The 22,165-nt window shown below is 64.8% G+C and carries 20 protein-coding genes; 10 read left to right on the top strand and 10 right to left on the bottom strand.

The annotated features are described in order from the left end of the window. The first annotated feature begins 54 nt into the window (after positions 1-54). From ACQPZ2_RS33155 to ACQPZ2_RS33140, 4 genes are all read left to right on the top strand, one after another. Positions 55-1,320, top strand: coding sequence for a bifunctional RNase H/acid phosphatase (locus tag ACQPZ2_RS33155; RefSeq protein WP_433522028.1), 1,266 nt, complete (start codon positions 55-57; stop codon positions 1,318-1,320). Between the two features lie 316 nt (positions 1,321-1,636). Then, complete coding sequence (locus ACQPZ2_RS33150) at positions 1,637-4,111, top strand: FAD-dependent monooxygenase (protein ID WP_433522027.1); 2,475 nt, start codon at positions 1,637-1,639, stop codon at positions 4,109-4,111. 212 nt (positions 4,112-4,323) lie between these two features. Further along, on the top strand, positions 4,324-11,586 hold the full coding sequence (locus tag ACQPZ2_RS33145; RefSeq protein ID WP_433522026.1) for an amino acid adenylation domain-containing protein: 7,263 nt from the start codon (positions 4,324-4,326) through the stop codon (positions 11,584-11,586). A gap of 202 nt (positions 11,587-11,788) precedes the next feature. Further along, positions 11,789-12,487, top strand: coding sequence for a S1 family peptidase (locus ACQPZ2_RS33140; RefSeq protein ID WP_433522025.1), 699 nt, complete (start codon positions 11,789-11,791; stop codon positions 12,485-12,487). On the opposite strand, the gene ACQPZ2_RS33135 is transcribed toward ACQPZ2_RS33140, so the two are convergent. Continuing rightward, on the bottom strand, positions 12,436-13,308 hold the full coding sequence (locus ACQPZ2_RS33135) for a helix-turn-helix domain-containing protein (RefSeq protein ID WP_433522024.1): 873 nt from the start codon (positions 13,306-13,308) through the stop codon (positions 12,436-12,438). The genes ACQPZ2_RS33140 and ACQPZ2_RS33135 overlap by 52 nt on opposite strands. A gap of 127 nt (positions 13,309-13,435) precedes the next feature. Between ACQPZ2_RS33135 and ACQPZ2_RS33130 the strand changes: the two genes are divergently transcribed. Further along, entirely contained in the window at positions 13,436-13,831 is a 396-nt protein-coding gene (locus ACQPZ2_RS33130; RefSeq protein ID WP_433522023.1) for a hypothetical protein, read from the top strand. Between the two features lie 20 nt (positions 13,832-13,851). On the opposite strand, the gene ACQPZ2_RS33125 is transcribed toward ACQPZ2_RS33130, so the two are convergent. Then, the gene (locus ACQPZ2_RS33125; protein WP_433522022.1) at positions 13,852-14,349 is read right to left on the bottom strand and encodes an N-acetyltransferase family protein; all 498 of its coding nucleotides are present in this window, start codon (positions 14,347-14,349) and stop codon (positions 13,852-13,854) included. A 235-nt stretch (positions 14,350-14,584) separates the two neighbouring features. On the opposite strand from ACQPZ2_RS33125, the gene ACQPZ2_RS33120 reads away from it, so the two are divergent. Beyond that, positions 14,585-14,926 (top strand): hypothetical protein, encoded by a 342-nt coding sequence (locus ACQPZ2_RS33120; RefSeq protein WP_433522021.1) that lies wholly within the window; start codon positions 14,585-14,587, stop codon positions 14,924-14,926. A 9-nt stretch (positions 14,927-14,935) separates the two neighbouring features. Here ACQPZ2_RS33120 and ACQPZ2_RS33115 read toward each other — a convergent pair whose 3' ends face one another. Further along, positions 14,936-15,343 (bottom strand): hypothetical protein, encoded by a 408-nt coding sequence (locus tag ACQPZ2_RS33115; protein WP_433522020.1) that lies wholly within the window; start codon positions 15,341-15,343, stop codon positions 14,936-14,938. 233 nt (positions 15,344-15,576) lie between these two features. Between ACQPZ2_RS33115 and ACQPZ2_RS33110 the strand changes: the two genes are divergently transcribed. Further along, positions 15,577-15,996 carry a pyridoxamine 5'-phosphate oxidase family protein gene (locus tag ACQPZ2_RS33110; protein WP_063040418.1) on the top strand — a complete coding sequence of 140 codons (420 nt, stop codon included), beginning with the start codon at positions 15,577-15,579 and terminating at the stop codon, positions 15,994-15,996. A 4-nt stretch (positions 15,997-16,000) separates the two neighbouring features. Here the strand turns inward: ACQPZ2_RS33110 and ACQPZ2_RS33105 are convergent, their stop codons facing one another. The 7 genes from ACQPZ2_RS33105 to ACQPZ2_RS33075 form a co-directional block, all read right to left on the bottom strand. Continuing rightward, positions 16,001-16,579 (bottom strand): NUDIX hydrolase, encoded by a 579-nt coding sequence (locus tag ACQPZ2_RS33105; protein WP_433522019.1) that lies wholly within the window; start codon positions 16,577-16,579, stop codon positions 16,001-16,003. A gap of 36 nt (positions 16,580-16,615) precedes the next feature. Next, positions 16,616-16,900, bottom strand: a complete 285-nt coding sequence (locus ACQPZ2_RS33100; protein WP_433522018.1) for a hypothetical protein — start codon at positions 16,898-16,900, stop codon at positions 16,616-16,618. Between the two features lie 42 nt (positions 16,901-16,942). Then, on the bottom strand, positions 16,943-17,935 hold the full coding sequence (locus ACQPZ2_RS33095; protein WP_433522017.1) for a YncE family protein: 993 nt from the start codon (positions 17,933-17,935) through the stop codon (positions 16,943-16,945). Between the two features lie 37 nt (positions 17,936-17,972). After that, positions 17,973-18,476 carry a TrmH family RNA methyltransferase gene (locus ACQPZ2_RS33090; protein ID WP_281197370.1) on the bottom strand — a complete coding sequence of 168 codons (504 nt, stop codon included), beginning with the start codon at positions 18,474-18,476 and terminating at the stop codon, positions 17,973-17,975. A gap of 311 nt (positions 18,477-18,787) precedes the next feature. Then, the gene (locus ACQPZ2_RS33085; RefSeq protein WP_433522016.1) at positions 18,788-19,621 is read right to left on the bottom strand and encodes a helix-turn-helix domain-containing protein; all 834 of its coding nucleotides are present in this window, start codon (positions 19,619-19,621) and stop codon (positions 18,788-18,790) included. Further along, complete coding sequence (locus ACQPZ2_RS33080; protein WP_433522015.1) at positions 19,618-20,157, bottom strand: DUF6879 family protein; 540 nt, start codon at positions 20,155-20,157, stop codon at positions 19,618-19,620. Before ACQPZ2_RS33080 ends, ACQPZ2_RS33085 begins: the two co-directional genes overlap by 4 nt. Continuing rightward, positions 20,138-20,464, bottom strand: a complete 327-nt coding sequence (locus tag ACQPZ2_RS33075; protein WP_433522014.1) for a hypothetical protein — start codon at positions 20,462-20,464, stop codon at positions 20,138-20,140. The genes ACQPZ2_RS33080 and ACQPZ2_RS33075 overlap by 20 nt, the downstream gene beginning before the upstream one ends. Before the next feature lie 218 nt (positions 20,465-20,682). Between ACQPZ2_RS33075 and ACQPZ2_RS33070 the strand changes: the two genes are divergently transcribed. From ACQPZ2_RS33070 to ACQPZ2_RS33060, 3 genes are all read left to right on the top strand, one after another. Beyond that, positions 20,683-20,910 carry a hypothetical protein gene (locus tag ACQPZ2_RS33070; RefSeq protein ID WP_063040397.1) on the top strand — a complete coding sequence of 76 codons (228 nt, stop codon included), beginning with the start codon at positions 20,683-20,685 and terminating at the stop codon, positions 20,908-20,910. Between the two features lie 43 nt (positions 20,911-20,953). Further along, positions 20,954-21,124, top strand: a complete 171-nt coding sequence (locus ACQPZ2_RS33065; protein ID WP_157124257.1) for a hypothetical protein — start codon at positions 20,954-20,956, stop codon at positions 21,122-21,124. Positions 21,125-21,448: 324 nt separating this feature from the next. Beyond that, entirely contained in the window at positions 21,449-21,805 is a 357-nt protein-coding gene (locus tag ACQPZ2_RS33060; protein ID WP_433522013.1) for a hypothetical protein, read from the top strand. Positions 21,806-22,165: the final 360 nt, after the last annotated feature.

Below are 22,165 nucleotides of genomic sequence, written 5' to 3'. Positions count from 1 at the left end.
GTCGGTCCGCTCCCAGCGACGGATGGTCGGCTGTCGAAGAGGACGAGGGAAACAATGACCGAGCACGAGGTGATCGTCGAGGCCGATGGCGGTTCCCGGGGCAATCCGGGGGCGGCCGGTTACGGCGCGGTCGTCTTCGGTGCCGATCACATCCGAATTCTTGCCGAGCGTAGGGAATACGTCGGCATCACCACCAATAATGTCGCCGAATACCGCGGGCTCATCGCGGGTTTGGAGGCGGCGGCGGAGTTGGGCGCGCGTGTGGTGTCGGTGCGGATGGATTCCAAGCTGGTCGTGGAGCAGATGTCCGGCCGCTGGAAGGTCAAGCACGCGTCCATGATTCCGCTGGCCGACCGGGCACGCAGGCTCGTCGCCGGCTTCGACAGCGTGACGTTCACCTGGATTCCGCGCGCCGAGAACTTCCATGCCGACCGGCTGGCGAACGAGGCGATGGATGACGCCACGCTGATCGGCGAGGTGCACGCCGCCGAGCGGCAGTTACTCGATGCGGGCGCGGCCGCCGCCACCCTGGCGGAAGAGGTGCGCGAGGCCGAAGAACAGCTGCTCAGCTGGACCGACGAGCCGCAGAGTTCCGCGCGCGGCGTCGAAGAGCGCTTGCCGAGTTGGATCGATGAGGCCCGGGATGCGCAGTCGACCGCATCGAATACCCGAGCCGCCGAAAACCCGCCCGCCTGGACCGGCGCAACGGGCCGCCCGACCCGGTTCCTCCTGCTGCGCCACGGCCAAACCGCTCTCTCGATAGAGCGCCGCTACTCCGGCCGCGGCAACCCACCGCTCACCGACCTCGGCCGTGAACAGGCCGCTCGCGCCGCGAAAATGCTCGCCGCGAAGGGTGACATCGCCGCTGTGGTCACTTCCCCGCTCAGCCGGGCCCGTGAGACCGCCGAAGCCGCCGCGACCGCACTCGATATCCCGGTGCGCGTCCTCGACGGCCTCACCGAAACCGACTTCGGCGACTGGGAGGGGCTCACCTTCCAGGAAGCGGCACAACGAGATCCGCAACTGCACGCCCGTTGGCTCGGCGATCCCTCGACTCCCGCGCCGAACGGCGAGAGTTTCGACCAGGTGCGCGAACGAGTCGAGGCGGCGCGGCGCGATCTGCTCGCCCTGTATCCCGGGCGGAACATCGTGGTGGTCAGCCACGTGACCCCCATCAAGACGTTGCTGCAGTTGGCGCTCGGGGTCGGTCCGTCGCTGCTGTATCGCCTGCACTTGGACCTGGCGTCGCTATCGATCGCGGAGTTCTACCCGGACGGTGGTTCGTCGGTTCGGTTGGTCAACGACACGTCCTACCTCTGAGGAAGTTGGGCATCGGACCAAACTCGAATCTTTTCGCGAACCGTGAATTATGGCGCATCGCAATGGATTCGGCCTGTCGAAACGACCCCTTTGGGTTGAATCTCACACGGTAACGTTTCAGACACGGTTATAGCGGTAGGCTTCGGGTCGGTCAGGCACAGGCATCCCGCCCCGCCTGTCTGGTCGGGGATAACGAAGGTCTTCGAACAGTGCTGCTCGGGGGGATGAGAGCTGACGAGCAGCGTTGCTCGGTGGTCGCTTCGAACGATGAAGTAGTCCTGTGCGGTCGAGTGATTCGATGGAAGCGCAGGTTCGAATGAGTAGTCCGATCAAGGTTATCGTGCTCGGTGCGGGGATCGGAGGGCTCACCACCGCCGCCGCATTGCGACAGGCGGGCTTCGCGGTCGAACTCTATGAGGCCGCTCCCGAGCTGCGTGGCCAGGGATTCGGACTTTCGGTGCAGGCCAATGGGATCAAGGCGCTGCGCGCAATCGGCCTCGGCATCGAGGAGGAACTGTTCGAGCGCGGTGGCAAGGTCGAGACCTTCCGCTTCAACAACCCGGACGGCACGCCCATCCGAGTACTCCCGGTACACCGCCAGGACGACCGGCTCGGCGCATCGAGCGTCGCTCTGCACCGCAAGGATCTGCACGCGATCCTGCTGCGCGCGATCGGCGACACCCCGACTCATGTTGGCGCACAAGCGACTCGGTTCATCGACGACGGCGAGCACGTGCGCGTCGAATTCGCCGACGGCCGCATCGCCGAGGGCGATCTGCTGATCGGCGCCGACGGCATCCATTCCGTGGTGCGCGCCCAATTGCACGGCCGCGCCGAACCGCGCCCCGGCAATTTCGTCGCCTGGTTGGCCTGCATCCCGTTCGAACATCCCGCCGTGCCGAGCGGCTATTCCGCCCACTATTGGGGCACCGGAATGCGTTTCGGCATCCACGATATCGGCCACGGCCGGGTGTACTGGTGGGGCACCATGACCATGCCGGGCGATGAGGCCGCCGATTGGCAGGGCACCAAGGAAGATCTGCGGCGGCTCTATGCCGACTGGGCGCCGGAGGTGCGCGCCTGCATCGATCAGACCGAATGGGCCGATGTGCTCGCCGTGCCCTGCCAGGACCGTCCGCCGCTGGACGGCTGGGGCCGCGGCCGGGTCACCTTGCTCGGTGATGCCGCCCATCCCATGCTGCCCAGCCTGGGCCAGGGCGCCAACTCGGCCATCGAGGACGCGGTCGTACTGGCCCACACGCTGAGGTCCTCGCTGGATCCTGTTGCGGGCCTGCGTCGTTACGAGCAGGTGCGCGCCGAGCGCACCGCCATGTTCGTCAACGGCTCGTGGTCCCTCGGCAAGATCGAGCAGACGACCGACCCCAAGCTGGTGAAGGTGCGTGACACCTACTTCCGGCACGCACCCACCGAATTCTTCCTGCGGGAATTGGGCAAGCCGATGTCGTTCCCCCCGCTGGAGGGACCGACCGCGCGGCTGCCGCGCCAGCTGTCCCCGGTGGAGCGCTGGCACTGGATCGCGGATCAGCTTGCGCCGCTGCATATTCTGGCCCGGGTGCGGGTGCACGGCTCGATTACCGCCGAGCAGGTGCGAACCGGTCTCGATGAAACGCAGCACCGACATCCGCTGCTCCGTGTCGCGGTGGCGGCCGAACCCGACGGCACCGCACCGCGTTTCGTGCCGGTGCCAACGCCGATTCCGCTGCGTGTGGTCGAATCCGCCGATCCGGATGCCTGGTCGACCGAGGTCGACGAGGTCGAATTGCGCGAACCCTTCGACTGGCACTCCGGTCCGCTCGCGCGCGCCGTGCTCATCACGGATGCGACCGGTGAGACCAGCGATCTGATCGTCACCCTGCACTATGCGATCGCCGACGGCGAGAGCGCGATGTCGGTGGCCAAGCAGGTGCTGCAGGTCGCCGCGGGCGATGACGTCGATCTCGAGCCCGCACCGGTCCGGCCGGGTCCGGAGGAACTGTTCCCGGCAAAGTTCCAGGGCGCCAAGGGCTTCGGTCGCACCGTGGGATCGCTGCTGCGCGACCAGAAGTCGCAGCTGAAGCGGCCGCGCCGACTCGAACCGACCGAACTCGCACCGCCGTCGCGGCGACGCAGCAGGGTCGTGCACCGCAGCCTGGATGCCGATCAACTCGACGCATTGTCCGCGGGCTGTGAGCGCAAAGGCGTCGGCCTGCAGGCCGCACTCTCGGCGGCGCTGCTCATCGCGGCGGCCCGCGAGTCGGGCACCTACACCGAATCCTGGTACACCGTCGGCAGTTCGGTGAACTTCCGCGGCCACCTCGACGGCGCGGTCGCCGATACCGAGGTCGGGACCTACCAGGGCATGATCGCGACCCCGGCGAAGTACGCGCCGTGGTCCTCGCTGTGGCAGATCGCCGGCGAGATCGAGCGCGAGTACGGCGCAAGAATGGACCGTCGCGACCATCTCGCGGCATTGAGCCTGCTGAAGGTCGCCGCACCGAAATCGGTGGCCGCCAGTGCATCCACGGTCAAGCTGATGGACACCCGCGGTCCAGGTCACCTGTGTATGACATATCTGGGGCGCTACGCGTTCCCGGACAAAATCGGCGCGTGGCAGCTCTCGGGCGCGCAATTCGTCTCCGGCATGTCGGTGAGCGGCTTCATCATGGCCACCGCCAATGCCACGCACGGCGAGTTGTCGTTGAACATCGGCTATGTCGAGCCCGCGGTGTCGCGTGAGCGTGCCGAACGTCTTGCCGATGAGAGTGTGCGCGCGCTGCTGTCGGTGATCTGACAGGGCTGGCCGTAGCGACTGCTTGCAGGTCGCTCGAAATGGTCAGCACCCATCAACGAGAGCGAATCCCGGCATCTATGTCGATGCCGGTAATTCGCGCTATCTGAAAACTGGATACAAGTGGTAACAGCTATGCGTTTCGGCGTCGTCAGGGGTGGGTCCTGGACAGTTCGCGCACGGTCTGTGCCGCGACTGTCGCGATAGGAGTGACTGTGACGTCGGAAACCAGCGCAAATCCCGAAAGACCAATCGAAGCATGGCCGGTCAGCGCATATCAGCGCGACGTACTCGGCCTGGCATTTCGGCTGGCACCGGAACCCGTTGCGCAGCAGACCTATAGCCTGCGCATGGATGAGCCGCTGGATATCGAGCGGCTGCAGGCCTGCTGGCAGCGCGCCCTGATGAGCGATGACGCGTTGCGACTGCGCTTCGCCTTCGAGAACGGCGAATTCCGCCAATGGATTTCGAATGAGATTCCGCCGGTCGAGGTCGTCGATCTGACCGGAGCACCCGACCCCGAGGCCGCGACCCAGGAGTGGCTGTGGCGCGAGGTCGGCGCACCGGAGCGGCCGGATCGGCCCGCACGACTTGCCGCGGTGGTGGACCGGCCGGACCGGTTCTTCCTGTTCATGTCGTTCCATCACGCACTGGCCGACGGATACGGCATGAATCCGGTCATCGCCACGCTCGATACCAGCTACAAGATGAAAGACGTTCCGCTCGACCAGCTTGCGGTGCCAGAGCCCGCCAACGAGCACACCGACCGTTCCGTGGCCACCTATCGGCGGATCATCGAGGACGACGAGGCGTACCGGACCTCCGAGCAGTACACGGCGGACCGCGGCGGTCTGCTCGCCGCGCTCGACGGCGTCGAACCCGCCCTGTTCCCCAACCGGACCAGCTCGCCGCGAATCGCCCGCGGACACTACAACACGATGATCTCGGGGGAGTACCTCGATCGTGTCCGCGCCACCGGTGTCACCGTCTTCGCTTATCTGACCGCGGCGGTGGCAACGTATCTCGCCACGATTCACCGGACCGATCAGGTGGTGATCGGCGTCCCGATGCTGAACCGGCACTCGGCCGAGACCTATCGCACGCAGGGCCACCGCGCCAATGTCGTTCCGCTGCCGGTGCGCGTCGATCGCGACGTGCCGCTCGCGCGGATCGCCGAGCAGGTGACCCAACAGATTCGGAAGCTCAAGAAGCATCAGCGCTTCCCCTACGGCGAGCTGACCCGCGCGCTGAATCCGGATCCGGCCGCGCCGCCGCTGTACGACGTCGCCTTCTCCCATACGAAGCTGCCGGATGCCGATTACGTCCACGAGCTGATCTCGAAATGGACGGTGCACAATCCGGGTTCGGTGACCAACGCGCTCACCATCGTCACTGCCGAAAACGGCCGGGACGGCTCGTTCAGCCTCCAGTTGTTCTACGACAAAGACATTTTCGACGCGAGCTTCCCGATCGAATCCGCGCTGCGCAGCGTCGGCGAAATCGTCACCGCGTCGCTGGACGATCCGGAGACCCCGGTGGGTGCGCTGCCGCTGCTTTCGGCGCAGGCGAGTGCCGAAGTCGCGGCCTTCGAGGCCGGTCCGCGTATCGAATTCCCCTACACCACCATCGATCGGCTTTTCACCGAAACGGCCGCCGATCATCCGGACCGGGTGGCGGTCGTATCCGCGGACTCCCGCGAACTGACCTACGCCCGACTGTCCGGTCTGGTCGACGGTTTCGCCGCCCGGCTGCATGAGCTCGGTGCCACCGGCAACGAGTGCATTCCGGTGGTGCTGCCCCGTTCGACCGACATGCTCATCGCGGTGCTCGGCATCCTGCGTGCCGGATGCGCGTACGTGCCGCTCGATCCGGATTACCCGGCGGCGCGTATCGAAACGGTTCTCGCGGACTGCGAAGCGCGGTTCGTGGTCGCCGGAAGCGAGCATGCGCGAGTCTACCGAGACCTCGGCATCATCCGTATCACGGTGGCCGACACCGTGCCCGGCACCGTCGAAAACGTCTCGCATCCACATGATTTGAGCTATCTCATCTACACCTCGGGCTCCACCGGTGTGCCCAAGGGCGTGATGGTCGAGCACCGCTCGGTGGTCAACCGGCTGACCTGGATGCAGCGCCGCTACCCGCTGTTCGCCGATGACGTGATCCTGCAGAAGACGCCCGTCACCTTCGATGTTTCGGTGTGGGAGTTGTTCTGGTGGGCCATCACCGGCGCCAAGGTCGCGCTGCTCGAGGTCGGCGGCGAGCGCGATCCGCGCCGCATCGCCGAGGCCATCGAGGCGAATGCGGTGACGGTCGTGCACTTCGTGCCGTCCATGCTGGCGGCCTTCGTAGACGAACTGGAGGCCGATCGCACGATCGTGCCGCGCATCGCGAGCCTGCGCCGGGTGTTCTGCAGCGGTGAGGCGCTGCCGCCCGCGCTGGTCCGCCGCTTCCACGCCGCGTTCGCCGCGGTCGCTCAGCGGCCACCTCAGTTGGTGAACCTCTACGGCCCCACCGAGGCCACTGTGGACGTTTCGTATTTCGATTGCCCACCCGCTGGCGACAGCTTGCAGGTCGCTCGAAAGAACCAGGGCGATTCGCTCGATCTGGTGCCCATCGGCCGTCCGATCGACAATATCGACCTGCTGGTGCTCGACGAATCCGGTCGTCGCATGCCCATCGGTGTTCCCGGTGAACTGAATATCGCCGGAGTCGGCCTCGCGCGCGGCTACCGCGGCCGCCCAGACCTGACCGCGGCCGCATTCGTCGACGATCTGACCGTGCCCGGCCGTCGCCGCTACCGCACCGGTGACCTGGCGCGCTGGCTGGCCGACGGCACCCTGGAGTACCTGGGCCGTTTCGATGATCAGGTCAAGATCCGCGGTAACCGGATCACCCTCGGCGAGGTGCAGAACGCCATCCTGGACTGTGCGGGTGTGCGCGCCGCGGTCGTCGTCGACGAGCAGTCCGAAACACATGGACTGCATCTGGTCGGATATTTCGTCGGCGATGCGGTGACCGGTGACGAGATCGCCGAACAGATCGCGCTTCGCCTGCCCCGGTACATGATTCCGACCCGGCTGCTGCGCGTCGACCGGATTCCGTTGACGCCCAACGGCAAGACCGATCGCAAGGCGCTGGCACGGGCGGCGGCGGTTTCGGAGCATGCCGAGTTCGTCGGCGTGCCGATCGAACCGCGGACACCGGTCGAGGCCGAGCTGGCACAGGTCTGGCGGACCGTGCTCGGTATCGACTCCATCGGTGTACACGACAACTTCTTTACCCACGGCGGCGACTCCATACTCGCGCTATCGGTACGCACCGCAGCCGAACGCGCCGGACTGTTCTTCGATGTGGATGCCTTCTATGCGCATCCGACCATTGCCGAATTGGCTCAGATCGTCTCGGATGGCCCGGACGGCAACCGGATTCGCATCGCCGATCCATTGGCGACCGTGCCGCTGATCGACCGCGCCGCACTGCATCAGGCCGAGGACGCCTTCCCTGCCACGGCGCTGCAGCTCGGCATGCTCTTCCACAGCATCGAGCGCACGGATTCGGTGACCTACAAGGACGTATTCCGCTATCGGTTCGAAATGCGCTGGGACGCCGCGCAATTCCGCGCCGCATTCGACCGCCTGGTCCGCCGTCAGCCCGCACTGCGCTCCTCGTTCGAGCTGAGCAGGTATTCGGTCCCGCTGCAGGTCGTGCATACCGCGATCGAGTACGAGATGGACATCGTTGATCTCTCCGATCTCGATCCGGTGCTGGCCGATCAGGATGTCGAGGACTACACGCAGGAACGCAGGCGCGCCCGGTACGACCTCGCACGCGCACCGCTACATGCCGTCCGGGTATTCCTGCAGCCGTCCGAGGGCACCCTCCAGACCGTGGATCTGGTGCTCAGTTTCCACCACGCCATCCTCGACGGATGGAGTGTCGCGACCTCGGTGCTCGAGCTGCTGGTCGACTACCTGAACAAGCTGGGACTGATCGAAACCGGTATCGATGACACGCCGCATGCGGCCACTGTCCTGGCCGAGTACGCCCAGTCCGAAATCGCCGCGGTGCACGATGATTCGGCCCGCGAGTTCTGGCGCGAGGCGCTGGCCGGAGCCGAGCCGACCGCGCTGACCGCTCTCGGTGTCCACGAGGGTGCGGGTGCGCAGGACCCGCAGGCCGCCGCCCTGGTGCCGCGTCGGCTCGCCGAGCGGGTCACCGCCTTCGCCGCCCGGCATCAGGTGCCCGAGAAGGCGGTCTACCTGGCGGCGCACTGCCTGACCTTGCGCACGGTGACCGGCCGCGCCGATATCACCACCGGCGTGGTCAGCCACGGCCGACCGGATCGGGCGGGTGCGGAGAGTGTCGCGGGCCTGTTCCTGAACACGCTGCCTATGCGGCTGGACGATACCGCCACCACTTGGCGTGCGGCCGTAGCGCAGATAGCGCGCCGGGATCGCGACGCCTACCCGCACCGACGCTATCCACTGCGGTCGATCCTGGCCGATGGCGGGCCCGCGTTCGAGACGGCATTCAACTTCATCAACTACCACGTCTTCGCACCGATTCTCGGTTCCGACCGAGTCATCCTGCGCGACTTCGACGTTCGCGAGGACACCAATTTCCAGCTGCTGGTGACGGTGGCCCATGATCCGCGCGACGGCCGAATGTGGGTGCGGGTCAATGGTGATCACACGCTGACCAAGGATCAATGCGAGACCGTCGCGGTGACTCAGCTGCGCATGCTGGCGGCGATCGTCGCGGATCCGGATGCGGCGATCGATCGCGGCACCGGTCCGGCGACCGCGCGCGATGCGGGCACACTTGTCGCCGACGCGGCCGCGCTCAATCCGCACACCGTCGCTGTTCAGGGCGACGAATCCAGCCTCACCTACGACGAACTGATCGAACGCAGCGAACGGCTCGCCCGGTGGCTCAACGGTTTGGGGGTCGGACCCGGTCACCGGATCGGCATCCTGATGAGCCGTCGCCCGGAATTGGTGCTGCTGGTGTTGGCGCTCATGCGAATGGGCGTGGCCTGCGTGCCGCTCGATGTCAGCTACCCGCGGGCCCGGCTGAATCTCATGATCGACCGCGCCCGCCCGCACCGGGTGATCGCCGACGCCGCCTATGCCGAGATCGTCGACAATGTTCGACTGGTGCTGGACACGGCGGAGGTGTTCGATCCGTCGGCTGACAGTGACGTAGATTTCGCTGTCCCCGACTATATTTCGCCCGACGCACTCGCCTACGTGCTGTTCACCTCCGGCTCCACCGGCGAGCCCAAGGGCGTCGCCATGCCGCACCGCGGCCTGAGCACGCTGGTGGACTGGCAGAACCGCAGCCCTTCGGGCATGAATCTGGCCAGCACATTGCAGTTGGCGCCGTTGAGCTTCGACGTGTCGTTCCAGGAGATCTTCACGACCCTTGCCGCAGGTTCCACGCTGCGGGTGAGTTCGGCGGATTTGCGCTCCAATGTCGAAGAATTGCTGAATACCGTTGTCGCCGAGGGCATCGAGCGACTATTCCTGCCCTATGTCGCACTGCAGGCTTTCGCGGAGGCCGTTGTCGCCCGGCGCAAGTTCCCGGTCGACCTCAAAGTGCTCGCGTCCTCCGGTGAGCAATTGCGCATCACCGACGAGATCCGCGCGCTGTGCACAGTGGTGCCGGGGCTATTGCTGGAAAACCAGTACGGCCCAACGGAATCCCACGTCGCGACGGTATTTACGCTGGCTGGCTCACCCGACGACTACCCGGCGCTGCCGCCGATCGGACGCCCGGTCGACGGCGATACCGTCGAATTGCTCGACAGCGCACTGCGTCCGGTGGCCGACGGTGTGATCGGTGAGATCTACCTCGGCGGACGTTCCCTCGCCCGCGGTTACCAGGGCCGGGCGGCACTGACCGCACAGCGGTTCGTGGCCACCCACGGCGGTGGAATCCTCTATCGCACGGGTGATCTCGGCGTGCGGCTGGCCTCCGGCGATCTCGTCTGCCTCGGCCGCAGTGACAGCCAGGTGAAAATCCGCGGATTCCGAGTGGAGCCCGCCGAGGTGGAACTGTGCATCCTCGGACTGGTCGAGAAGTATCCGGCCATCACCGAGGCGGCCGTGGTGGCACGGGGATTCGGCGGCATCGACGGCGCGCTGATCGCCTTCCTGGCCGGTGACGCCGAGCAGACCGATCTGGCCGCGTTGCGCCACGATCTACGCGGCGTACTTCCCGCGCATATGGTGCCGTCGCGATTCGTCTTCCTCCACGAACTGCCCCGCACCCCCAGCGGCAAACGCGACGACGGCGCACTGCGTTCCATTGTGGAATCCGCGCCGGAATCGGTTACCGCACAACGGGAACCGGCCGACGAATACGAGCACTCCGCAGTCGAGCTTCTCGCCGAATACGCGGGTCTGCGTTCCATCGGCCTCGATGAGGACTTCTTCGCCGCAGGCGGCACCTCGATCGGCGCCATGCGCGTGGTGATGGGGTTGTCCCGGCGCTTCGGCGCCGAAATACCGCTGGATTTGTTCATCGGCGCGCCGACGGCCGCTCAACTCGCGGCGCTGATCCGGTCCGGAAATACCCGGCGCACCTTCGACCCGCTGGTGCCGATCACCGTCGGCGGGCACAAGCCGCCGCTGTTCCTGGTGCATCCGATCGGCGGAAATGTGCTCTGCTACTTGACGCTTGCCCGCTATCTCGATCCGGATCGCGCGATCTACGGCCTGCAGGCAGCGGGCGCGGATGCGGGTAGTACGCCGGAGAAGACGATCGTCGCGATGGCCGAGTCCTATCTGGCGGCGGTGCGTCGTGAGTATCCGGAGGGCCCCTACCACCTGGCCGGCTGGTCCTTCGGTGGGAATGTCGCGCTCGAGATGGCGCGGCAACTGCCCGAGTGGGAGGTGGCCAGTGTGACGCTGCTGGACACCATGGCGTTGCGTCAGCAGGCCCGCGAACCCATCGCCGAGGAACAGCTCATTCGCTGGTTCTTCCTCGAATTGCTGTGGTACGCCCGCGGAAATCAGGCCGCGCTCGTCGATTTCGAACCCGGCGTACACGGATCCGAGGAGCTCTTCGATGCGATGCTCGCCGAGGCGATCCGGTCGGGAATCCTGCCCGCCGACAGTTCACCGCAGGCGATCCGGCGGCTCTACGAGGTGTTCTACGCCAACTACACGGCGTTGCTGGAGTACCAGCTCGAACCCTACGACCGCGATATCACCCTGCTACGCGCCGAGGACGGTCTGCCCCCGGGTGTCGATCTCGCGCACCAGGCCGTCGGCAGCATGTTCGACAGCGCGAACAACGGATGGCAGCAGTACGCGGCCCGGCGCTTCACCCTGGTCCCGGTGCCCGGCGACCATCTGCACATGATGACCGAACCACACGTTCGCGAGGTCGCGGTGCAGTTGGACTCGGCGCTCGCGGCGGCCGATCCGGATCCGGACCGGGAGCTCGGCGCCGAAATGCTCGACGCCTGAGCGGTACGGCCCAACCGCTATGCCGGTAACGGTTGGGCCGAGGCGCTGTGGCGCGGCACACAGGTAGTTGTTCACGAAGTGTGAACTAGAGTTCCGGGGTGGCCGCAGCTGTCGGGGCGGCTCTCCATCGTGTGTGCGGTTGGCGAATGCCTGAGTCGATTGCGATGTCGGCCAGCGCTTTTCGAGAAGGAGAGTAGTTGCCGTGAAATTCGCAACGATCGCGCTGTGCTCGGCGGCTGTGGCCGCCACGGGATTCACAGGTGCCGGCACCGCGCAGGCTGCCGGAAATGCGGTGCTCGGCGGCAGTTCCGGCCTGGTCTTCGATAACAACGCCGCGTGCTCGCTGACCACGATCGGCTACGACAGCGACGGGCGCCTGGTCGGGCTGACCGCGGGGCACTGCGCCCCGACCGGTGCGCGATTCGGCGCCGAGCGCTTCCTGGATGCCGGTGTGATCGGCACGGTCGCGTACTCCGATGAGGGTGAGGGCCTCGATTTCGCTGTGCTGCAATTCGATCCGGCCAAGGTCACGCCCGTGCGCAACGTCGGGCCGACCACCATCGCCGGATTCGGTGCGGCGCCCGCACCCGGCGAACCGGTGTGCACGAGTGGGCGCAGCAGCGGATTCGACTGCGGTGTGGTCTGGGGTTCGCTCGAGGCCACCACCATCAACCAATCCTGCTCCAAGCCGGGCGATTCCGGTGGTCCGGTCACCGTCGGTGATCGACTGGTCGGCATGAATCAGGGGCGACTGACCGGAATCGGCGGCGTCGGATTCAATATCCCGTGCATCTTTCCCGCGAATCCCATTCACTCACCCGCATTCTTCGCACCGATCGACCAGATACTTCAGGCCGTCGACGCCACCGGCGGTGTCGGTAGCGGGTTCCAACCCCTCTGATCCGTCGACGGGTTGTGCGCCGCGAGTCCGCGCAGGGCTGCGGCGGTGAATTCGTCGAGTGGGTAGAACAATTCGATCGCGAGCTCGGACAGCGTGACATCGGCGGGTGCGCCGAATGTGGCCATGGTGCTGAACATGCGGAGTTCACCGAACGGAGTCCTGATGCGCAGCGGGACCTCGAACGGATTGGGTTGTGCCGCATCGTCATCGGGTTCGTCGATGAAATCAGGCGGTAAGGGATAGGCGGCGACCTCGTCGTACAGTGTCCGGAGCTCGGCGTCGCCGGTGGCATTGACCTGGCGAGACAGTCGCTCCAGGAACAACTCTCGTACCTGGGTCAGGTTGGCGAGACGGGCCGCGAGGCCATCCGGGTGCAGCACCAGCCGGTAGACATTCGGTTCCGGCAGCATCAGCGCTTCGGGTATATCGGCCATGAACAGGCCCATGGCGTTGTTGCCGGTGACCACATTCCACAGCCGATCCACCACGACCGCCGGACAGGGCTCGTGCGCGGTCAGCATGATGTCGAGTGCGGAGCGGACCGAGGCCAGGCTCGCGTCGTCGAGACGGCTCTCCCGGTAGGCGGGTGCGTAGTCGGCGGCCAGCAGCAGGGTGTTGCGCTCGCGCAGCGGCACCTCCAGCGCATCGCAGAGCCGCAGAATCATGGCTCGGCTGGGTTTGGCCCGTCCGGTCTCCACGTAGGAGATGTGGCGCGAGGAGCTGTCCGCGGCCAGCGCCAGATCGAGCTGGCTGAGCCTGCGCCGCTGCCGCCAGTCGCGCAGCAGGGCGCCGACCCGCGATCCCGTCTTATTTACCGCCACCTGGGCAGGTTAATCAGCGCCGTGTGCGCTCGGCCATGACCTCAGGGGTTATTGAGACCTTCACCTCAGGCCCGGCATGGTCGGTTTCGGGAGTCGATCGGCTGCCGAATCGACAAAGGAGAAGAAGATGAGCACACTCGTCGCACGCACCGATTACCTGCGTACCGTACTGCGCTTGGACGGCTGGGGCACCGGAGTGTTCGGCGTCGTCATGCTGGCCGGGGCGGCTGCGCTGAGTGGGCCGTTGGGGCTGCCGACCGCCTGGTCCATTCCGTTCGGCGTCGCAATGGTCGGCGGCGGACTGGCGCTGCTGCTCATTGCCGGGTATCCAGATCTCGTGCCGAGCCACTCGGTCGCTGTTATCGGGGTCAATGTGGTCTCGGCGTTGGCGCTTCTGGTGCTGCCGTTCTCGGGTCTGCCCGACTTGACCGGGTTCGGGGTCGCGTTCATGCTGATCGGCGCGGTGTGGGTTGCGGTATTCGCGGCGCTGGAGGTGAGTGGGGTGCGGCGGGGCGGGTTGTGACGATCGGTGCCGTCGGAAGGTCAAGTCGGCACGATATCGGACATCACCGCAATGAACATTTCACTTTCGAGTCGAGGATCATCCTCTGCGCACCGCTGTTTGCATCCGGTGAAGGCGAAACCTGTTCGCAGGTACAAAGACTCGGCGTGGTGATTGCCTTCGACAACCCAGAGCCGAAGTTCCTCGTGACCATGTGCCCTGGTCCAGTCGATGGTGGCGGCCAGCAGTAGATCCGATGCCCCGGTGCCGCGTGCGCTCGGATCGACCCAGACCGAAACCACGACCGGCGGTCTGTCATCCGACTTGGTGACGATGCCCGCCGAGCCGACTACCCTGCCGTCGCGCTCGGCGACGAACAGCAGCCGCGTTCCCATCCACTGCCGCCACTGCGGCTCGTCCCACCGCGATGCCACCTCGAATGTCGAGGCGAACGTCCCTGGTGGCGATCCCGCCAGGGCATCGAGCCGGATCTCCCGGGCGACCTGCCATTCGTCCCCGCCCAACTGCCGCACTCTCATCCGGCGATCATGTACCGACACCGCCGCAGCACGCAAACGAACATCTTTTCGGACTTGACGGTCGGTATCGAATGTTGCCGAAATATGCACTCCAGCAACATGATTGCGATGCCCGTATGTTACGGCCGCATATACTTGTGTCAGTCTCGGCGCGATTCGTCCGAGGCGACCGCAATGGCATCGTTGGCGATTGGGGAGTTCGGTAGCACCATCGATTCCGGCGGGGAGGAAGTGGATGAGCGGCAACGGGTTGCGATTGTGGATGGTCACGGCGGCCCGGATCGATGCCGATCGTATCGAGGCATTGCCTGCCGGGGTGGCCGTCGCCGCGGATCTGGAATTGGCCGCGGAGCAGGTATGCGCGCATCTGCCCACGGGTGATCCTGATGCCAGCGGCTATTACCTGATCGCATCCGCTGCCCATGCCACGACGGCGAGCCGCACCTGGGTCAGTCGGGTGCACCGGCAGAACGAAAGCGCCCACTGGATACTCGGTCCATGGACGTCTGCCGCGGAGGCCGCGCATGGATGTCCGGCTGTATTGGACGCCGTGCCGATCCGGAAGGATATGCGCTGAGCCGTCGGCTCAGCGTAGTCGTCCGCGACGATTCGTCAGGCGCCCGTCGTGTACGGCTTGGTTGCGCAGCGATTCGATCGTCTCGGTATCCCGTTCGTGGGCGAGATCCAGCATGGCGAGTCCGGTTTCGCGGATCAGCCCATCCAGGTCGTCCAGCATCGCGGCGATCGCATCGCTGGCCGTCCGCAATTCGGCGGCGCTCGGATCCGGCTGGTCGAAGACCATGCGGAGTTTGTGCAGCCGCAGCCCGGTGTCGAAGAGGCGGCGCACCAGCCGATCGCTGGTATCGGCGAACGCGGTGGCGGTTCCGGATAGCTCCTTGGCGGGGCCGAATGATCGTCGCGGCCTGCGCCACGTGCCTCGGCTGCTGCCCACGCGGGCGCCGGTCCGGGAGCTCGACCGCACATCGTCGGGCATCGAAATCCTCCTGAGTCGTTGCTTCGTATTTTGTGGCCACGTTTCGGGACCCCGGAGACGTGGCCATTCTACTGCGCCCGATTTCGGCGGCGACGAACGGCTCCTTCGGAAAACCGATACCTGTTTATCCTTCGTACCGTGTAATTGCTTGGTAGGCAACATGATCACCGCCTGTCCGAAGTGAGGTGATCGATACGGGCTGCTTCGCATCGCGAACTGGTGGACAATGGGGTATGGCAGTACACGGTGTGCGGGAGTCTCGCGAACTGTCGGTCGATACCGCGCTGCACCTGCTGGGCACGATCGGATTCGGGCGTGTCGCGTTCTCGCGCTACGCCTTACCCGCGATTCGCCCGGTCAGCCATGCGTTGGTCGAGGACCATTTGGTCATCTACGCCGACGCTGCGACGACCGGTTCGCTCGATCGTCAAGTCGTTGCCTATGAGGTGGACGCGATCGACCACCGGACCTCGCTCGGCTGGTGCGTGATCGTGACCGGCATCGCCGACACCGTGCGCGACCAACACGAAATCGTGCACTACCAGCAGTTCTTGCCCGCCCGCACGGTCGGTTCCGGTGATCGAGTGACCAGAATCCTGCCCGACATCGTCACCGGAATCGAGTACGTAGGGCCGGACGAGGCCGATCGGTAGTCGTTCAAAGGTTCGGAATCCTTTCGGGGAGTAGCGGTTCTAGTTTCGTGAGGAAGCGCGCGAAATGTGGATCGGCGTCGGAGCAGTCGAAGCTGTCGATATCCCACCAGCGTGCTTGCGCGAATTCGCCTGGATCCAAGGTGTATTCGCGGGTGCGGTCGCCGCGGATGACATACCAGAGGCTGACATCCTGGTGTCCGCTGTGCATGCCGACCGTGGTCGTAACGGTGAGGAACAGCGGTTCGGTCCCGGTGACGGTGAATTCGGGATCGATGCCCAACTCCTCGGCGGCCTCGCGTCCGGCGGCGGTCAGTGGATGTTCTCCCGGCGAGATGTGGCCGCCGGTCGGCAGCCATAGTCCGGCGAGGAGATGACGGCCGAGTAGCACGCTGCGGGCTCGCGGGTCGACGAGCACCACATACGAGACCAGATGTCGTGGGGGAGTGGCAGGTTTGACGCGACGGAACACATCGTCGGTCGAGGCCAGCCAGGCTCTGGTGTCCTCGATATGCTCCCGCTCGAGTGCATCGAGCGGCGTGATCGCGTCGACGATATCGGCGACGGTCGCGGTCGCGAGGTTCATGGCAGGTGACTGTAGCCGCAGGCACCGACACGTTTACTACTCGAGGACGACCGGGCGCAGCCGGGTGGTGTACACCCCGGCGCGATCGAGCGCATCGGCGGCCGCATCGAGTTCGATCATGGTCTCCTCGAAGACTTCTCGCGCCCCGGCAATGCAGTAGGCCGGAGTGGTGAGCGCCCCGATCCCTTCGGTATCGACCAATATTCCCGAGGCCTGCAACGAACTGTAATCGGCATCGAGCCCGGCCAACTCTCCACGCAGTTCCCGCAGCCGATGAAACAACTGCTGCCGCCGAACCTCCAGTGCCAACGGATCGGTCATCACACGCTCCCACTTCCGAATTCCCCCGCAATCTACCGCGATCTACATCGAGGGCTCGAACTCGAGCAGCACCGGTCCCTGCGGAAGTGGGAAGAAGCTGTGATGGGTGTCCGGATCGACGGCAACCGTGTGCGCGCCGTCGGCGAGATGACTCGACCCCAACGCGGTCGTATGCCCCGCACGCTGCTCGAACAGATTAACCCAGCCGCTCTCGGCGGCCACATACAGCCGCTGCGCCGAGCCGTCGTAGACCAGCACATCGGGAGTCTGGCCGACGCTGTTCTCGCCGATCACGCTCCGATGGGTGAGATCGACCGTGACCAGACGGGCATCGTCCTCACACCCCACGAACATCAGCCGATCGGCCGCATCCAAGGCCTGGCCGTGTGGTCCGCCGCAGCCCGGCACCGGAATCCGATCGGTCACCGCCAGCGTCTCCGGATCGATGACCGCGAGATCGCCCTTGCCCTGCACCGCGACGACCATGCGATCGGCATCGGCGTCGTAGACCACATTGCCGACCTCCCCGCCCAATGGCACTGTGCCACGGACGGTTCCGGTATCCGCGTCGATGACCGTCTCGGTCCCGGCGCGTTGATCCGTGGTCCACACCGTGCCGCGTCGCGAATCGAATGCGAGTCCGTCGGGATAGTCGCCGGTCGGTGTGGTCCACAGGATCGCGCCGGTCTCCGAATCGATGGCCGCGAGCTGGTTGCGTCCTGTCGCGGTCGCGTAGGTCCGCCGCCGCTGCGGGACTGCCAGCACACCGTGCACATCCGGCAGATCCGAAATGGTCCGAACCACCCGATGCGCGCGGGTATCGATCTCGACAACCGCGCCCGCACCCATATGCGCCACCCACAGCAGGCCGGATCCGGGATCGAGGCTCATGTAGTCGAATCGGACTGCCGCACCGGGCAGATCGAGCTGCCCGACCTGACGCAGCGGCAGTGCGTCGGACGGCCCGGGAGTACCACACCCGGTCGCCGCCATGACAACCGCGCAGGCCAAGCCTATCCGCCACATCGATCCCATCCGAGCCTCCCGTGGAGGTGGTTTCAGGCTAGTGAACTCAACACAGCCCCGCGAGTTTGTAGAGCACCAGCGATCCGGCGACGGCCACGTTGAGACTGTGTCCGGTGCCGACCATCGGGATCTCGACGGCCAGATCCAGCAGTTCCAGCCCTTCCGGGGGGATGCCGGTGGATTCGTGGCCGAGCACGATGACGGTGCGTTTGCGGGCCACGGGCAGGTCGGCGAGTCGAATGGATTCGTCGGTGAGTTCCACGCCGACGATGGCTGAACCCCCATCCCGCTGACGCTGCAGCCACCGATCGACCCGCCCATCGATCCAGTGCACGCACTGGCGGTGGCGCAACGTATTGCCGTGGTCGAGCGCATCAGGCACCCAGGGCCGTCGCGGCACCGCCATGCACGCACCGACCGCATCACATGTGCGAAGCAGCGTGCCGAGATTGACACCGTGCTTGGGCCAAAGCGGTGCCGCGAGTAGATGATTCCAACAGCCATGCGAACGCGGACGGCGCTGACGGCGGATTTCGGGGCGGGTGCGCACTCGCGCGGCCGTCACGGGCGCGCGGGAATACCCTTCCCGAGGAGGCGGAAGTCTTGGCAGACCACGAATTCCATCACAACGATGCTTCGCGGCGCATCCGAGCCATCGACGTGGCCGATCATTTGACGACCGGGCCGTATCGTCTCAGCATACCGGTCCCGCATGCACTCGCAGGATCGCGCTGCGTCATCGTCCCCGTCTTTGCGGAGTGCTGCCCCGATCAACTTCCGCGCAGCTTCCCCGGTTACGCGGAGGGAAACTACCTCTAGCACAACAAAACTGTAGAGGCGCGTACGTCCATCCCCGATGGACTACCGGGTCCGTATTTCCAATGCCTTGCCGATTAGGCTCCGTGCAGCGTCGCCGGTCACGGACTGACAGGCTAGCGTATCGAACGCTCGGGCGTACATCGCGACTTCTCTCGGCTGAGTGATTGTCAGTTCTGCCGCTGTGCTCTCAACCATAACCATGCGGTTGTCGAACATGACAAAGCTGTTCGAAACGATGAGCGCTTCAGAAATAGCCGGAATGATGCCTATGTTGATCCGAGGCATTCCGATGATGGACGCCAACCTATCGAGTTGCCCTCGCATCACGTCGTCATTCCCTACAGTCGTGATTAGTGACTGCTCACTGATGAGAAAATGAAACCGGTGGTCACGCTGATAGAGAACGCGTTGTCGGTCCATCCGCTTGGAAACACCTTCTTCCACGTCATCGGGCACTCGATAGAACTCGACATGACGCCTGAGTATCGCCTCAGCGTATTCGGCGGTCTGGAGGAGACCGGGAACTATCTGAGTGGTGTAGACACGGAGGCTCTTCGCTGCCGCTTCGAGCTTCACAGATTTCTGCTGTCGGCGCTTCACTCCGGTAGCGAGGATTCGTCGCCACTCCAGATAAGCCGTATCGATGTTGTGGAGGGTCGCTAGCAGGTCCTCGAGTTGGTTGGCGCCATTCGCGTGCTCACAATAGGCGCGTATGTCGGAGTCAGACGGCTTGATCCGGCCATATTCGATCTTCGAGACTTTCGACGGGTGCCAACCAGACAGCGAGGCGAGCTGCCTGCCGGTGATGCCCGATCTGCGGCGAAGCTCCCGGAGCCGCGCCCCGAGAGCCTCCCGCGCGTTGTCAACACCTGTCACTGTCGGCCGTAGGCGCTATCGCAATATTCGACGTACGGCGTAGCCAAAGCCCAAAGCCGTTGTTTGACACTGTGGCAGTATTCGACTATTCGAGGGTCAGTGGTGACGGCGATCCCTTCTGCCTGTGCGTCCTGCTCGTCGACAAGGTTGAACACCACTCGATCATTATCGATGAGCCACCAATCATCGGGCGGCACCTCCCCGGCTAGATGGCGCGGTACGTAACGAATATCTTCGCCCGCCTCCACATTGCTATCAGTGACAGACAAGAGCCACCGTTGATAGTCTGAATGAGGTACGGTGACGACCCGTACGCGGCTTATTTCCACGCCACGCAAAGTCGTTTCCTGAACAAGCGAAACCCAATCGTTCTTATAATCGTCCACTATCGGAGGCTCGCCGTTGAGGAATCGCCTGAATCGTTCATTTTCCTGTGGAACGGCATAAGCGTCTCTGACCTCCAAATGAAATGCTCGAGACTTACACCTGTGGAAGAGGTCCAACCAGGTTGACCAATCATTTCGAAGGTACTGCACCGTAAAACGTCCTCCGTGACATCGGCACTACGATAGCGGTTTCGTTGTCGGCTAGGTCCAGCTGCCCCAGGGTCTCGGTATCGGTTACAGGCTGGCCGGTAAGGGTGAACGTGCCCCGGCCGGTGTCGGTGAGCGTGGTCCCGATGAACGTATCCGGCTCCAGGAAGCCGAGTAGGAGATGAGGTATCTCAACCGTTTCGGGCCGGTCGGTGATCCACCCCTGAGCTAGGTAGCCGTCGTCAGTGGAGTAGAGGGAAGGGCATCCCGTGACCTCTGAGCCACCCTTACCGAGGAACCTCAAACCCATGTCAAAGCCTCCTGCCTAGTTAGGTGCACGAAGTTTCTCGCACTGCTACATGATCCCTCGAACTTCCGAAGTATGTTGCCTGATAGCGAATCTGAGCAACTTTATGCAACTTTCTGGTGTTGCTGCTCAGCGGCTCCTTAGCGTCTGAGCTGGCCCCCGTGACATGTGACGCCAACCGGTCACGGGGTGCCTACCAACACCGGACTACAGGAGTCGAGATGGACAGGCGCACACGACTGTTCGTGTTTCCAGGCGGGTGGTTGGAGGTCGCCGACTACGGCGACGAGAACGACGGTCCGGGGGTGTACCTGGAGTTGCGGACTCCAGCCGATCCTGTGCTACCGCAACGGGTTCCGGGTACTGCCGAGCTACCGAGTAGCCCGGTCGAGCCTGCCGACGCCGAACTGTGCGGACAGGTGCTGCGACTGCTCCGAGACCTGCCGTGAGCAAGCGCGCGCTTGCGACCACCGGACACCCTGGAGGTGTCCAGTGATCACGCTGGGGTGGCTCGTGTGCTTCGGCCTGCCGCTAGCGGTGACGGTCGGGGTGATCGTGTGGCCGGAACCGATTCCGAAGGACCGCACCGTGGACGCGATCCGCGAACGGATCGAACGCGAGGACACGGGCGCGATGATGCCTGACCCGTCACGGGATTACTGATCGGCTCTCGGCCGGTCGGGCGTGAGAAATGAGGAAATCCATTGCTGTACAATATTTCGCGACTCTCTTTTGTCGTTGCAGCAGCTACTGCCGTGCTGGTGCTGGTGACCTCCCCGGCATCGGCAATCACGATCGAAATGTGCGAGCAGTCGGGCGGGATAGTGGTCCGCTGCGCCGAGCAACCGGTGACCCGAGAGGACAAGGTGATGTGTCCGACACCGGGGAAGGCCATCCGGATTTGGTGTGTCGGAGGCCGCGAATACAACGGCTGGGAAATCTTCGAGTCCAGCGGCAATAGCCGCTACGGCCGATAAGGTGTCGGCTATGGCCGAACATCAGTCGGTAACCACGATCACTGGGGCAAACGCCAGCGTCATCGCTGCGTTGCGCCGCGCCGCAGAGATGGCCGCAGAGCACGGGCACGCGTCCGTGATCTGCTGGGAGGATCTGTTGCTAGCGTTGGTCGATACGGCCGGTAGTCCGCCCTCACCGCTCGAATACCAATGGAAACAAAGAGGTTTCGATGCATTGACGCTCGACGGGCTTCGCGAGCTGGCAAGGTCCATCGTCCCGGGCAGCCCGGAGGCCGATGGGGACGCGGCGGAACCAGCAACGGTTACGTTCGAGGTCACAGGGCCGTACGCCGACGAGTTTCGAATAGTGGCCGAGCGCCGTCCCTAACCGGGCTGGAGCCCTTGTTGCTTCGAGGGCTCCAGCTCATAGGTTCCGTGCAACCAGGGTGCCAACCTCATCAAGGGTCGGCGTCACTGGCTCGACTTCCTAGCGGACCGGGTCGAGGCGGCCTAGCGGTAGCCGCCTCGGCGGATCGCGTTTCGCGGCGAGGGAATACGCTCTGCCCGATAGTCGCGGTTCTCATCCGACGGGGCGCAGATACACTTTCGCCCTGCCGGAAAGACAATCCGACAGGGCGTGCAGGTGAGGGTCTAGGTATTGCGCCGGGTCAACCGATTACCCAGATAGGTGAGGCAGGCTGCGGTGATGGACGCGAGGACCGGCAACGGAATGCCGACATCGGGTCCG

Source organism: Nocardia pseudovaccinii, assembly GCF_050942345.1.
In the GTDB taxonomy this organism is placed as follows: Bacteria; Actinomycetota; Actinomycetes; order Mycobacteriales; family Mycobacteriaceae; genus Nocardia; species Nocardia pseudovaccinii.
The sequence above is the reverse complement of the archived record's forward strand: the minus strand, read 5'-3'. Positions and strand labels throughout refer to the sequence as shown.

Bases quoted from the DNA above. Each gene is read 5' to 3' on its own strand.
- ACQPZ2_RS33155 (WP_433522028.1), top strand. From the start codon at position 55: ATGACCGAGCACGAGGTGATCGTCGAGGCCGATGGCGGTTCCCGGGGC.
- ACQPZ2_RS33150 (WP_433522027.1), top strand. From the start codon at position 1,637: ATGAGTAGTCCGATCAAGGTTATCGTGCTCGGTGCGGGGATCGGAGGG.
- ACQPZ2_RS33130 (WP_433522023.1), top strand. From the start codon at position 13,436: ATGAGCACACTCGTCGCACGCACCGATTACCTGCGTACCGTACTGCGC.
- ACQPZ2_RS33125 (WP_433522022.1), bottom strand. From the start codon at position 14,349: ATGAGAGTGCGGCAGTTGGGCGGGGACGAATGGCAGGTCGCCCGGGAG.
- ACQPZ2_RS33120 (WP_433522021.1), top strand. From the start codon at position 14,585: ATGAGCGGCAACGGGTTGCGATTGTGGATGGTCACGGCGGCCCGGATC.
- ACQPZ2_RS33115 (WP_433522020.1), bottom strand. From the start codon at position 15,343: ATGCCCGACGATGTGCGGTCGAGCTCCCGGACCGGCGCCCGCGTGGGC.
- ACQPZ2_RS33110 (WP_063040418.1), top strand. From the start codon at position 15,577: ATGGCAGTACACGGTGTGCGGGAGTCTCGCGAACTGTCGGTCGATACC.
- ACQPZ2_RS33105 (WP_433522019.1), bottom strand. From the start codon at position 16,579: ATGAACCTCGCGACCGCGACCGTCGCCGATATCGTCGACGCGATCACG.
- ACQPZ2_RS33100 (WP_433522018.1), bottom strand. From the start codon at position 16,900: ATGACCGATCCGTTGGCACTGGAGGTTCGGCGGCAGCAGTTGTTTCAT.
- ACQPZ2_RS33095 (WP_433522017.1), bottom strand. From the start codon at position 17,935: ATGGGATCGATGTGGCGGATAGGCTTGGCCTGCGCGGTTGTCATGGCG.
- ACQPZ2_RS33075 (WP_433522014.1), bottom strand. From the start codon at position 20,464: ATGGGTTTGAGGTTCCTCGGTAAGGGTGGCTCAGAGGTCACGGGATGC.
- ACQPZ2_RS33070 (WP_063040397.1), top strand. From the start codon at position 20,683: ATGGACAGGCGCACACGACTGTTCGTGTTTCCAGGCGGGTGGTTGGAG.
- ACQPZ2_RS33060 (WP_433522013.1), top strand. From the start codon at position 21,449: ATGGCCGAACATCAGTCGGTAACCACGATCACTGGGGCAAACGCCAGC.